Genomic DNA, 12044 nt, shown 5'->3' on the forward strand with positions numbered 1-12044 from the left:
GTCACGGTCGTGACGGCCCGCCCCGCCGCGCCCCCGGATGCCCGGGTCAGGCGCCGACGTAGTCCGCGAGGTGTTCGCCGGTGAGGGTGGGCCGGGCGGCGACGAGCTCGGCGGGGGTGCCCTCGAAGACGATCCGCCCGCCGTCGTGCCCCGCTCCGGGACCGAGGTCGATGATCCAGTCGGCGTGCGCCATCACCGCCGGGTGGTGCTCGACGACGATGACCGACTTGCCGGCGTCGACGAGCCGGTCGAGCAGGCCGAGCAACTGCTCGACGTCGGCGAGGTGCAGGCCGGTGGTCGGCTCGTCGAGTACGTAGACACCGCCCTTCTCGCCCAGGTGGGTGGCCAGCTTCAGCCGCTGCCGCTCGCCGCCGGACAGCGTGGTGAGCGGCTGGCCGAGGCTGAGGTAGCCGAGCCCGACGTCGGCGAGCCGGCCCAGGACGCGGTGCGCGGCCGGTGTGCTCGCCTCACCGGCGCCGAAGAACTCCTCGGCCTCGCTCACCGACATCGCGAGCACCTCGCTGATGTCACGGCCGCCGAGGTGGTACTCGAGGACCGCGGCCTGGTACCGCTTCCCCTCGCACTCCTCGCAGGTGGTGGCCACGCCCGCCATCATCGCCAGGTCGGTGTAGACGACGCCGGCGCCGTTGCACGTCGGGCAGGCGCCCTCGGAGTTGGCGCTGAACAGCGCCGGCTTCACGCCGTTGACCTTCGCGAACGCCTTGCGGATCGGATCGAGCAGGCCGGTGTACGTCGCCGGGTTGCTGCGCCGGGAGCCGCGGATGGCGCCCTGGTCGACCGACACCACGCCCTCGCCGGCCGGGATCGACCCGTGCACGAGCGAGCTCTTGCCGGAGCCCGCCACACCGGTGACCACACAGAGCACCCCGAGCGGGATGCCGACGTCCACATTGCGCAGGTTGTGCGCCGTCGCACCGCGGACCTCCAGCGTGCCGGTGGGCTTGCGCACGGTCTCCTTGACGGCGGCCCGGTCGTCGAGATGGCGGCCGGTGATGGTGTCGCCGGACCGCAGCCCCTCGACCGTGCCCTCGAAACAGACGGTGCCGCCCGCCGTGCCGGCTCCGGGGCCGAGATCGACGACGTGGTCGGCGATCGCGATGGTCTGCGGCTTGTGCTCCACGACGAGCACCGTGTTGCCCTTGTCCCGCAGCCGCAGCAGCAGGTCGTTCATCCGGCTGATGTCGTGCGGGTGCAGGCCCGTGGTGGGCTCGTCGAAGACGTAGGTGACATCGGTGAGCGAGGAACCGAGGTGGCGGATCATCTTGACGCGCTGCGCCTCGCCGCCGGAGAGCGTGCCCGACGGCCGGTCGAGCGAGAGGTAGCCGAGGCCGATCTCCACGAAGGACTCGAGAGTGTGCCGGAGCGCGGTGAGCAGCGGCGCCACCGACGGCTCGTCCAGGCCGCGCACCCATACGGCCAGGTCGCTGATCTGCATCGCACAGGCGTCGGCGATGCCGACCTTCCCGATCTTCGACGACCGGGCGCCCTCGCTGAGCCGGGTGCCGTCGCACTCCGGACAGACGGTGAACGTCATGGCCCGCTCCACGAACGCCCGGATGTGCGGCTGGAGCGCGTCGATGTCCTTGGCGAGCATCGACTTCTGGATCTTCGGGATCAGCCCCTCGTACGTCAGGTTGATGCCGTCGACCTTGATCTTCGTCGGCTCCTTGTGCAGGAGGTCGTGCAGCTCCCGCTTCGTGAACCTGCGGATCGGCTTGTCCGGGTCGAAGAATCCGCAGCCGCCGAAGATACGGCCGTACCAGCCGTCCATGCTGTAGCCGGGGATGGTGAGCGCGCCCTCGTTGAGCGACTTGCCGTCGTCGTAGAGCTGGGTGAGGTCGATGTCGGAGACCGTGCCGCGGCCCTCGCAGCGGACACACATGCCGCCGGTACGGGAGTAGGTCGCCTTCACCGTCTTCTGGGTGCCGCGCTCGACGGTGATCCCGCCGCTCGCCCGGACCGACGCGGTGTTGAAGGAGTAGGCGGTGGGCGGGCCGATGTGCGGGCGACCGAGCCTGCTGAAGAGGATGCGCAGCATCGCGTTGGCGTCGGTGGCGGTGCCGACGGTGGAGCGGGGATCGGATCCCATCCGCTGCTGGTCGACGATGATCGCCGTCGTCAGCCCTTCGAGCACGTCGACCTCGGGCCGGGCCAGCGTGGGCATGAAGCCCTGGACGAACGCGCTGTAGGTCTCGTTGATCAGCCGCTGCGACTCCGCGGCGATCGTGTCGAACACCAGTGAGCTCTTGCCCGAGCCGGAGACGCCGGTGAACACCGTCAGCCGGCGCTTGGGGATCTCGATGCTGACGTCCTTGAGATTGTTCTCGCGGGCGCCGTGCACACGGATCAGACCGTGGCTGTCGGCGATGTGCTGCGCAGGCGGCGCGTCCGTCTTCCTGGCCATGCTCATCGTCTCTCCATCTGCTGCTCGCGGCCGCCTTCGCGGGCTGGGGCGTCGCCTGGCTCGATCTGACCGACGCCACGCTAGCCGTGACCCGATGACCGGCGCTTCTCGAATACTGATCGGTTCGGTCGCGTTCAGGTTCGGACAGGGGGCGGACAGTAAGCGACAACGCACCTCGCGGACGGGCCGGAGGCACTGGAATGGCGTGATTCGTCGTGCGGGATGAGGTGGAAGATGGCCGACGTGATGCGGGCTGAACCAGCGCGGCGCGCGGACACGGGGGCAGGCCCGGGAGCGGGCACCGCGAAACGGAGCGCGAAGCAGAAGGCCCGGCAGAAACGGTGCGGCTGCGGAGCGTCCCCGTCGGAGGGTGCGGTCGGCGGGGCCGAGGAAAGGTTCCGGGGGCTGTTGGAGGCGGCGCCGGACGCCATGGTCATCGTCGACGACTCCGGCATCATCAGGCTCGTCAACGCCCAGACCGAGGCCCTGTTCGGGCACGGCCGCGAGGAGCTGCTCGGCCAGCCGGTCGAGCTGCTCATCCCGCACCGGTTCCACGGCCAGCACACCGCGCACCGGAGCGGGTACACGGCCAACCGCCAGGTGCGTCCGATGGGCGCCGGGCTCGAACTGCACGGGCTGCGCAAGGACGGCACGGAGTTCCCCGTCGAGATCAGCCTCAGCCCGCTGGAGACGGCGGACGGGCTCCTGGTGTCGGCGGCCGTGCGCGACGTCAGCGACCGCAAGGCGGCCGAGGCGCGCATCAACGAGCTCGCCGCGCTCGTGGAGTCGTCGCAGGACGCCATCCTCGCCCACACCCTCGACGGGTACATCACCTACTGGAACGCGGCCGCGCAGCGCCTGTACGGCTACACGGCCGAGGAGGCCATCGGCCGGCACGTCTCGCTGCTGGCCCCGCCGGAGCTGCGGGGCGAGATCCGCGAGCTGCTCCAGCGGCTGCGGGACGCCGAGAAGGTCGAGCACTACGAGACGCTGCGGATGACCAGTACCGGAGTCCTGCGCGACGTGGACGTCACGCTGTGGCCGACCCGGGACACCCACGGCGCCGTGATCGGGGCGTGCGCCATCGTGCGGGACATCAGCGACCGCAAGCGCGCGGAGGCCGAGCTCACGGCCCTGTACGAACAGCAGCGGCACATCGCCCTGACGCTCCAGCGCAGTCTGATGGGCACGCCGCCGGCCCTGCCGGGTCTGGCCACGGCGAGCCGCTACCGGCCCGCCACCCAGGGCGCCGGTGTGGGCGGCGACTGGTTCGACCTGATCCCGCTGGGCGCCGACCGGGTGGGGGTGCTGATAGGCGACGTGATGGGCCGCGGGCTGGAAGCGGCCGCGGTGATGGGCCAGTTGCGGTCCGCCGCACACGCGCTGGCCAAGACCGGTATGCAGCCCCGGCAGCTGATGCAGGCGCTGGACACCTGCGTCGCCGATCTCGACGTGCCCGACCAGCTCGTCACCTGCTGCTATCTGGTGATCGCCCCGGACGCGGGCACGGTGACGGTGTGCTCGGCGGGACATCTGCCGGTGCTGGTCGCCGGGGTGGACCAAGGCGTCAACGCCCTGCCCTGTCCGGTCAACGCTCCGCTCGGCGTGGGCGACATCCTGTACGAGCAGTCCAGTTCGGAGATAGCGCCCGGAGCCACACTGGTGCTCTACACGGACGGCCTGATCGAGACCCCGGGCAGCGACATCGAGGTACGGATCGACGAACTGGCCCTCCTCCTGAAGGAGTTGTTCGTCGGCACACCATGTCTGGAGGCAGCGGCCGACCATGTCCTCGCGGGTCTGCTGCCGGACGCCGACGGCCACAACGACGACGTGACCCTGCTGATCGCGCAGCTGCCGGCCGCGCCCCTGGCCGCCGTCACCACCCACTTCCCGGCCGCCCCGGCCTCCGTACCGGAAGGACGGGCCTTTCTGCACAAGGCGCTGACCTCGTGGAACTGTACGGAACGGGTGGACGACGCGCTCCTGCTGCTGTCGGAGACGCTGACGAACGCGGTGCAGCACTCCGAGGGCCCGATCGGCCTGCATCTGCACCGCACCGCCACCGACCTCACGGTCGAGGTCAGCGACCCCAGCCCGCAGCTCCCCCAGCCGCGAGTGGCCGTCGAGGAGGCGGAGTCGGGCCGCGGCCTGATCCTGGTCCGTGCCCTCTCCACCGGCTGGGGGGTGCGTCCGACGGACGAGGGCAAGACGACCTGGTTCACGCTGAGGCTGTGAGCCCCCGGGACGGGCCGCCGCAGGCGAGCGCGAAGGCGTCCAGGTGTGCCTGGACGTACGGCACGGCCACCGCCCGGAGTTCCAGCTCGCCGTCGACGAAGGCGGGCTGGACGTTGACCTCGAAGACGACCCCGCCGTTCTCCGCGGCCAGGTCGACACCGGCGAAGGGGAGCCCGATCGAGGCGGTGGCCGCGACCGCCAGTTCGGCGAGCCGGGGCTGGAGGTCCTGCGGGGCGATGTGCACGGCGGTGGCGCCCTGGCAGGTGTTGCACGGGGTGTCGGTCTCCGGCTGGAGGTGCTCACGGGCGTGCACGACACGGTCGCCCAGCACGAAGACACGGAACTGGTGGCGCCGGCCGTCGGCGGTGAAGTTGCCCGCGTCCCGGGAGAGCAGCCAGTCGGTGCCGCGCTCGGCGTAGTAGGCGGCGGCGAGCTCCAGTTGGGCGGGGGTGGTGACGTGGAAGGTGTCGTTGCCGCCGGTGCCGACGACGGGCCGGGCCCAGGTGTCGCGGCCGAGCCGGTCGAACGTGTCGGCCGCCTCCCGCGGGGAGGGCCGGGACAGCACGGCGGTCTCCATCTGGGCGACACCGTCCCGGACGAAGCGTTCGACGGTGAGGTTCTTCTCGGTCGCGGTCCGCCAGGCGTCGGGTCCGGCGGCCAGGGTCACCACGTCGTGGCTCTCCAGCAGCTCCTGGAAGCCCGCGAGGGCCTGCCGGTGGTGCGGCGGGATCTCGTAGAGCAGTACGACGTCGGGCACGAAGTCCAGCCGCTCCTCGGGAACCCGGAGGCGTAACCGGCCTCCGTCACGGACGCCACGGCCGGTTCCGCCGGTCGCGAAGTGCCGGGAGTCGACCCGGACGGGCGGGGCGCCGGTGAGCAGTTCCACGGCGTCGGCGAGATACTCACGGCAGCCCTCGGGCGAGGTGGGGTCGGCGATCAGGGCGATGCACGGTCGGGACACAGCGGCCTCCAGCGGCTGTCGACGCGCGCTCGTACCGCGGACGGGCCCTCGCACGGCACGAGCGGTGTCACGGATGGTGTCTGTCGCGCGGGTCGTCGTCGCGCCCGTCGCCCTTCGGAGCCGCTCCGGTGCGCGGAGCCGCACCCGGGCCCGGACTCGTGCCGGGCGGGGACGAGGACGACGGTCGACCACGGGGGTGGGACTCGCCCCGCCGGATCCGCGTGCAGGGCTGGCCGACCACTGTAAGCACCGGGCGGGAGGCCGTACCAGGGCGCACGACGGCCCGCCCGCTGCCCCTCCCCCTGCGCCGTCCGCCCCGGTCCGTGCGCCCTGGCCACCGCGCCGGCCCGCCGTCTCACCCGTCCCAGGTCCAGTCGGCGACCTCGGGAAGGTCGGTGCCGTGGACGCGGATCCGGCAGTTCGCGGCGCAGCGGCCGGGCGGCGGCCAGCACCTCCTGGGTGGGGACGACGCCCGCACGGGCGAGCACCACGTCGGGTTCACGGGTGCCGTTCCCGGTACCGGCCCGGTCCCGGCGCCGCGCGCGCAGTGGACACCTAGCGCGCCCGGGCGGCGTCGAGGCCGTCGACGTGCGCCACGTTCCACCGGTCCTCGGCGTCCCCGCCGGACTCGGCGGCGAACCAGGCGTCGAGGATCTCCTTGAGCAGCGGCTCGGAGGTCAGGCGGAGGCTGAGGGCGAGGACGTTGGCGTCGTTCCAGCGGCGGGCGCCGTCGGCGGTGTAGGCGTCGGCGCACAGGGCGGCCCGGACGCCGGGCACCTTGTTCGCGGCGATCGACGCGCCGGTGCCGGTCCAGCAGCACACCACCGCCTGCTCCGACGTTCCGTCGGCCACGTCCCGGGCCGCAGCCGCCGAGCACACCGCCCACCGGGGGTCGTCGCCGGGCCGCAGCGCGCCGTGCGGCACCACGTCGTGGCCTCGGCCGCGCAACTCCGCGACGAGGGCGCGGGCCACTGGTTCGTCCATGTCCGAGGAAACGGAGATCCGCATGCCGGAGAGCCTACTGAGGAACCGGCCCGGGGGCACGGCCTGCGTCCACCTGCCCCCGGACGGCACGCCCGCACCCGGCGAGCAAGGGGGCGCCCTCGCGGCGGCGAGCGCCGAGCCACCGGACAACCGGACACGCGGCGAATCCGCCGTGCGATCGAACCCCCCACCGCGCCGGACCGTGCGCCGCTACGCCGTCGTCGGCCCCCACGGTGGGGGGTTCGATCGTGGCCTCCTGGTCCTGCCCGGCACGATGACCGGGCTCCCTTCGTCGAGGCCGGCCGGCACGTCCAGGCTCGCTGCGGAGGACTCGGCGCGGTGTCGGTGACGTTCGTCTGAAACGCGGCGTACGGGCCCTGCGGCGGACCCGGTGCGGTCAGGGGGTCGGGATGCCCGCCGGGCGGTGGGGACGGGCCGGACGGTCGAAGCGGGCCGGGACGCCCGGGGAGTACAGGACGCTCACCGGGTCCCCCACCGGCTCCGGCAGGCCCGCCGCCGTCACCAGGTCCTCCTCGCACTCCACGAGCCCGGCCCGGTGCAGCGGCCAGCGCGGATGGGCGTTCGGCAGGTACATCGACCGGCCGAAGAAAGCGCTGTGCATGCCCCAGCGCGCGGTCAGGAAGTGCTCCAACGCGGTGGGTTCCCCGATGCGTTCACCCACCCGGACGGTGAGCCGGCTGCTCACCCCGCGCGGGCCGGGCCAGCGGCGGCGGCTGGTGTACGTGACGGTGTCGGCGTCGGCATCGATCGCCATACGGGACCACACGTAGGGCATCCGGAACCCGATCCGGCCCACCGCGACCGGCAGCAGCCGGGAGGCGTCCAGCGACCGGAAGACCACGCCCCGGCGGCCGTGCGCGTCCACCGAGTAGAGGCGGACGTTCGTCTCGGGAAAGGACCCCAGGTAGGGAACGCCCGGGAGACGCAACCAGCCGACGCGATGCATCCGGAACGCGACCAGCCCGACGTAGGTCACACCGTCCAGCGTGTCCGGGACGGTCCCCGGCGGCAGCAGCCCGGCCACGTCGGCCGGGTCCGCGGCCCAGTGCACAAAGGTGAGGTCGAGCCAGGACTGGGTGAGAAAGGGCCGCGCTATCGCGTCCGGCGCGTCGGGTGATATCGGGTGCGGGGGGACCAGGGCCTGCGGCTGCGGTGTCGACGGCACGGCGCCAGTATCACAGAGGCCCGGCATCGGGCTTCACGAGCCTGCCCCATGACCCTCCGCCTCGAGCCCGTTGCGACGGCTGCGGACCGGAGCCGTCACGCCCGGAGTGTCCGGCATCGGCGGATCGACACGGCACGCCGTCGGGCCCGGCTCGGCCGACCGCCCCCCACTGTGAGCGGCCCGCCCTCGTCCCGTGCCGGGGCCGAGGCGCCCCGTCAGCGGGACAGGCGGGCGTTCAGCCGGGCGGCCTGGCGGGTCAGGTGGTCGCGCTCGGCGAGGTTGGGTGCCTTCCGGGCCGCCTCGACGTACAGCCGCGCCGCCGTCGGCAGGTCGCCGTCGCGTTCGTGGAGATACGCCGCCACCGCGGTGTGGCGGGGCAGCGAGTCGTCCAGCGCCGCGAGCGCCGCCAGCCCGGCGCGCGGCCCGTCGGCCTCACCGACGGCCACGGCGCGGTTGAGCCGTACGACCGGGTTGTCGGTCAGGCCTGCCAGCTCGTCGTACCACTCGACGATCTGCACCCAGTCGGTCTCCTCGGCGGTGGGCGCGTCGGCGTGCAGCGCGGCGATCGCGGCCTGGGCCTGGAACTCGCCCGGCCGGTCGCGGGCGAGCGCCGCCTGGAGGATCGCGACGCCCTCGGCGATCGCCCGGGTGTCCCATCGGCCGCGGTCCTGCTCGGCGAGCGACACCAGGCTGCCGTCGGACGCGGTACGGGCAGCGCGCCGGGCATGGTGGAGCAGCATGAGGGCCAGCAGACCCGCCACCTCGGGGTGGTCGATGGCCGCCGCGAGCTGCCGGGTGAGCCGGATGGCCTCGGCGGCGAGGTCGACGTCGCCGGAGTAGCCCTCGTTGAAGACCAGGTAGAGGACGCGCAGCACGGTGGCGACGTCGCCGGGCCGGTCGAACCGCACGCCGGAGACGGTGCGCTTGGCCCGGCTGATGCGCTGCGCCATGGTCGCCTCGGGCACCAGGTAGGCCTGCGCGATCTGCCGGGTGGTCAGCCCGCCGACAGCGCGCAGCGTGAGCGCGACCGCGGACGACGGCGTCAGCGACGGGTGGGCGCACAGGAAGTAGAGCTGGAGTGTGTCGTCCACCGCGGGCGCGGGCCCCGGGGCCGGCTCCTCGTCGAGGAGGTCCTCGCGCCGGCGGCGGGCGGTGTCCGCCCGGGTCGCGTCGAGGAAGCGGCGCCAGGCCACGGTGATCAGCCAGCCCTTCGGGTCCCGCGGCGGGTCGGCCGGCCAGACGCGGACCGCCTCGACCAGCGCGTCCTGCACGGCGTCCTCGGCCGCCGCGAAGTCGGCTCCGCGGCGGACGAGGATCCCGAGCACGCTGGGCGTGAGGCTCCGGAGCAGGATCTCGTTCACTTCAGAGTGCACTCCGTGACCGTGGGGTGCGCGCCCAGGAACGGACGCAGCTCGAGCCACTCGTGGATCGGCTCCCCGCCCTTGCCTGGCGCGGCCGACAGTTCCCCTGCCAGCTCGACGGCGCGCTCGTAGCTGTCGACATCGATCACCATCCAGCCCGCGATGAGGTCCTTGGTCTCGGCGAACGGGCCGTCGGTGACCGGCGGGCGGCCTTCGCCGTCGTACCGGACGAACGACCCCTCGAAGGCCAGCGCCTGGCTGTCGACGAACTCGCCTGTCTCCTCCAGCCGGGCCGCGAAGTCGTTCATGTACTGCACGTGGGCCGAGATCTCCTGCGGCGTCCACTGGTCCATCGGCACGTCGTTGACCGAAGCCGGGGCGCCGCGGTAGTGCTTGAGCAGCAAGTACTTTGCCATCGTCGTTCTCCTCGGTTGGAGTGCGGCCCATTGTGGTCGCTTTCACCACGGGGACGGAGCCGGCCACGCGTTCTCGACATCGTCGGCGGAGGTCTTTCCGGCTCCGGTGGACGACCCCGGCGGGGACCGGCCCCGCCGCCGGCATCTGGTAGCCGCCCGGGATATCGGGGATGCTCGAAGGGAGGAACACGCCCGATCCTGGGATCGAGACACTGACCTGAGGAAGCGAGGGTCAGAGGCTCCTTTGCCAGTCTCATCAGGAGGTACCCATGAAGATGCTGATCAACGTTGCGGAGACCGTGGTCGCGGACGCGCTGCGTGGAATGGCGGCCGCCCATCCCGAGCTGACCGTCGACGTCGAGAACCGGGTGGTCGTGCGGCGGGACGCTCCGGTGGCGGGCAGGGTGGCGCTGGTGTCCGGCGGCGGCTCGGGGCACGAGCCGCTGCACGGTGGGTTCGTCGGGCCGGGAATGCTCTCGGCGGCCTGCCCGGGTGAGGTGTTCACCTCGCCGGTGCCGGATCAGATGGTGCGTGCCGCGGCGGCCGTCGACAGCGGGGCGGGTGTGCTGTTCGTCGTCAAGAACTACACGGGCGATGTGCTCAACTTCGACATGGCCGCCGAGCTGGCCGAGGACGAGGGCATCCAGATCGCGAAGGTCCTGGTCGACGACGACGTCGCCGTGACCGACAGCCTCTACACGGCCGGGCGGCGCGGCACGGGCGCGACCCTGTTCGTGGAGAAGATCGCGGGGGCGGCCGCCGAGGAGGAGCAGCCGCTGGAGCGGGTCGAGGCGCTCGCCCGGCAGGTCAACGAGAACTCCCGCAGCTTCGGCGTGGCGCTCAGCGCGTGCACCACACCGGCCAAGGGCAGCCCGACCTTCGATCTGCCGGCCGGCGAGCTGGAGCTGGGCGTCGGCATCCACGGGGAGCCCGGGCGCGAGCGGCGGGCGATGATGACGTCCGGCGAGATCGCCGACTTCGCGATCCACGCGATCCTGGACGACATGACGCCCCGCAATCCCGTGCTCCTCCTGGTCAACGGCATGGGCGCGACGCCCCTGCTGGAGCTGTACGGCTTCAACGCCGAGGTGCACCGCCTGCTGGCCCAGCGCGGGGTGGTGGTCGCCCGTACGCTCGTGGGCAATTACGTGACGTCTCTCGACATGGCCGGCGCCTCGGTGACCCTGTGCCAGGTGGACGAGGAGCTGCTGCGGCTGTGGGACGCGCCGGTGAAGACAGCCGGGCTGCGCTGGGGCGTGTGAGGCAGGGACAGGGACAGCCGCTCCGACCGTACCGACCATGCAAGGAGACCCCGTGCTCGACGCCGATTTCTTCCGCCGTTGGATGACCGTGACCGCCGCGTCCGTCGACCGCGAGGCGGACCGGCTCACGGCCCTCGACTCACCCATCGGGGACGCGGATCACGGCAGCAACCTCCGGCGTGGCTTCACCGCGGTGAGCGCGGCGCTGGAGAAGGAGGCCCCCGAGACGCCGGGCGCCGTGCTGGTGCTCGCGGGACGCCAGCTGATCTCGACGGTCGGCGGGGCCTCGGGGCCCCTGTACGGCACGCTGCTGCGCCGGACCGGCAAGGCGCTCGGGGACGCGGCCGAGGTGGACGAGAAGCGGTTCGCCGAGGCGCTGCGCGCCGGGGTGGACGCGGTGATGCAGCTCGGCGGTGCCGTGCCCGGCGACAAGACCATGATCGACGCGCTGGTGCCGGCCGTCGACGCCCTCCCCGAGGGTTTCGGCGCCGCCCGGGCCGCGGCCGAGCAGGGCGCCGAGGCGACGACGCCGCTCCAGGCCCGCAAGGGCCGGGCCAGCTATCTCGGCGAGCGCAGCATCGGGCACCAGGATCCGGGCGCCACCTCGTCCGCGCTGCTCGTCGCCGCCCTCGCCGAGACCGGCGCCGGCGCGGGCGGGGAGTGAGGCACCGATGAGCGACGAGAAGCTGGTGGGCGTGGTGCTGGTGTCGCACAGCGCGGAGGTCGCGTCGGCGGTCGCCGGGCTGGCGCTGGGCCTGGTCGGCGGCGGTCCGGTGGTGCCGGTCGCCGCGGCGGGCGGTACGGAGGGCGGCGGGCTGGGCACGAGCGCCGAGCTGATCAGCGCCGCTGCCGCCTCGGTGGACCGGGGCGCCGGGGTCGCGGTCCTCGTCGATCTGGGCAGCGCCGTCCTCACGGTCAAGGCCATGCTCGCGGAGGGCGACGAACTGCCCGACACCGCACGGCTGGTGGACGCCCCGTTCGTCGAGGGCGCGGTGGCCGCGGTGGTGACGGCGGCGACCGGCGCCGACCTGGACTCGGTGGAGGCGGCGGCCGTGGAGGCGTACGGCTACCGGAAGGTGTGAGGCGCTCGGCCGGCGTGTGACGTGGTGGCAGGTCGGTCCCTCCGACGCCACCGCGAGGGCCGGGCGCAGGGCCTCCGCCGGTTCGGCCCGTCCCGTCGCGGGGTCCGTGCCGGTGTCGGCGCCGTGCCA

The 12044-nt window shown here is 72.9% G+C and carries 10 protein-coding genes and 1 pseudogene; 4 read left to right on the forward strand and 7 right to left on the reverse strand.

Annotated elements, in window-relative coordinates; all coding sequences use genetic code 11:
- Nucleotides 1–46: 46 nt before the first annotated feature.
- Entirely contained in the window at nt 47–2431 is a 2385-nt protein-coding gene (locus QQM72_RS02825; RefSeq protein ID WP_314219171.1) for an excinuclease ABC subunit UvrA, read from the reverse strand.
- 216 nt (nt 2432–2647) lie between these two features.
- Here QQM72_RS02825 and QQM72_RS02830 point away from each other — a divergent pair, with 216 nt between their 5' ends.
- Nucleotides 2648–4663, forward strand: coding sequence for a PAS domain S-box protein (locus QQM72_RS02830; RefSeq protein WP_399075737.1), 2016 nt, complete (start codon nt 2648–2650; stop codon nt 4661–4663).
- Here the strand turns inward: QQM72_RS02830 and QQM72_RS02835 are convergent.
- From QQM72_RS02835 to QQM72_RS02855, 6 genes and pseudogenes are all read right to left on the reverse strand, one after another.
- Nucleotides 4647–5624, reverse strand: coding sequence for an ATP-grasp domain-containing protein (locus tag QQM72_RS02835; RefSeq protein WP_314219172.1), 978 nt, complete (start codon nt 5622–5624; stop codon nt 4647–4649). The two genes, QQM72_RS02830 and QQM72_RS02835, sit on opposite strands and share 17 nt — an antisense overlap.
- A 410-nt stretch (nt 5625–6034) precedes the next feature.
- Nucleotides 6035–6177, reverse strand: a pseudogene (locus QQM72_RS40830) (phosphoketolase family protein); the annotation flags it as partial.
- Between the two features lie 2 nt (nt 6178–6179).
- Nucleotides 6180–6632, reverse strand: coding sequence for an RpiB/LacA/LacB family sugar-phosphate isomerase (locus QQM72_RS02840; RefSeq protein ID WP_314219173.1), 453 nt, complete (start codon nt 6630–6632; stop codon nt 6180–6182).
- A gap of 373 nt (nt 6633–7005) precedes the next feature.
- A complete protein-coding gene (locus QQM72_RS02845) occupies nt 7006–7794 on the reverse strand; it encodes a YqjF family protein (protein WP_314219174.1) in 789 nt (262 codons plus the stop codon).
- Nucleotides 7795–8009: 215 nt separating this feature from the next.
- Entirely contained in the window at nt 8010–9155 is a 1146-nt protein-coding gene (locus tag QQM72_RS02850) for an RNA polymerase sigma factor (protein ID WP_314219635.1), read from the reverse strand.
- Nucleotides 9152–9571 (reverse strand): YciI family protein, encoded by a 420-nt coding sequence (locus tag QQM72_RS02855; RefSeq protein ID WP_314219175.1) that lies wholly within the window; start codon nt 9569–9571, stop codon nt 9152–9154. Before QQM72_RS02855 ends, QQM72_RS02850 begins: the two co-directional genes overlap by 4 nt.
- 269 nt (nt 9572–9840) lie before the next feature.
- On the opposite strand from QQM72_RS02855, the gene dhaK reads away from it, so the two are divergent.
- Genes dhaK through QQM72_RS02870 form a run of 3 tightly spaced genes read left to right on the forward strand, consistent with a single transcriptional unit; the run spans nt 9841 to nt 11915 of the window.
- Nucleotides 9841–10833, forward strand: a complete 993-nt coding sequence (gene dhaK / locus QQM72_RS02860) for a dihydroxyacetone kinase subunit DhaK (RefSeq protein ID WP_314219176.1) — start codon at nt 9841–9843, stop codon at nt 10831–10833.
- A gap of 52 nt (nt 10834–10885) precedes the next feature.
- Complete coding sequence (gene dhaL / locus QQM72_RS02865; protein ID WP_314219177.1) at nt 10886–11497, forward strand: dihydroxyacetone kinase subunit DhaL; 612 nt, start codon at nt 10886–10888, stop codon at nt 11495–11497.
- A 7-nt stretch (nt 11498–11504) separates the two neighbouring features.
- Nucleotides 11505–11915 (forward strand): PTS sugar transporter subunit IIA domain-containing protein, encoded by a 411-nt coding sequence (locus QQM72_RS02870; RefSeq protein WP_314219178.1) that lies wholly within the window; start codon nt 11505–11507, stop codon nt 11913–11915.
- Nucleotides 11916–12044: the final 129 nt, after the last annotated feature.

Source organism: Streptomyces zaehneri (assembly GCF_032248645.1).
Classification (GTDB): Bacteria; Actinomycetota; Actinomycetes; order Streptomycetales; family Streptomycetaceae; genus Streptomyces; species Streptomyces coriariae.

Bases quoted from the DNA above. Each gene is read 5' to 3' on its own strand.
- QQM72_RS02870 (WP_314219178.1), top strand. From the start codon at position 11,505: ATGAGCGACGAGAAGCTGGTGGGCGTGGTGCTGGTGTCGCACAGCGCG.
- QQM72_RS02840 (WP_314219173.1), bottom strand. From the start codon at position 6,632: ATGCGGATCTCCGTTTCCTCGGACATGGACGAACCAGTGGCCCGCGCC.
- QQM72_RS02825 (WP_314219171.1), bottom strand. From the start codon at position 2,431: ATGAGCATGGCCAGGAAGACGGACGCGCCGCCTGCGCAGCACATCGCC.
- QQM72_RS02830 (WP_399075737.1), top strand. From the start codon at position 2,648: ATGAGGTGGAAGATGGCCGACGTGATGCGGGCTGAACCAGCGCGGCGC.
- QQM72_RS02855 (WP_314219175.1), bottom strand. From the start codon at position 9,571: ATGGCAAAGTACTTGCTGCTCAAGCACTACCGCGGCGCCCCGGCTTCG.
- dhaK (WP_314219176.1), top strand. From the start codon at position 9,841: ATGAAGATGCTGATCAACGTTGCGGAGACCGTGGTCGCGGACGCGCTG.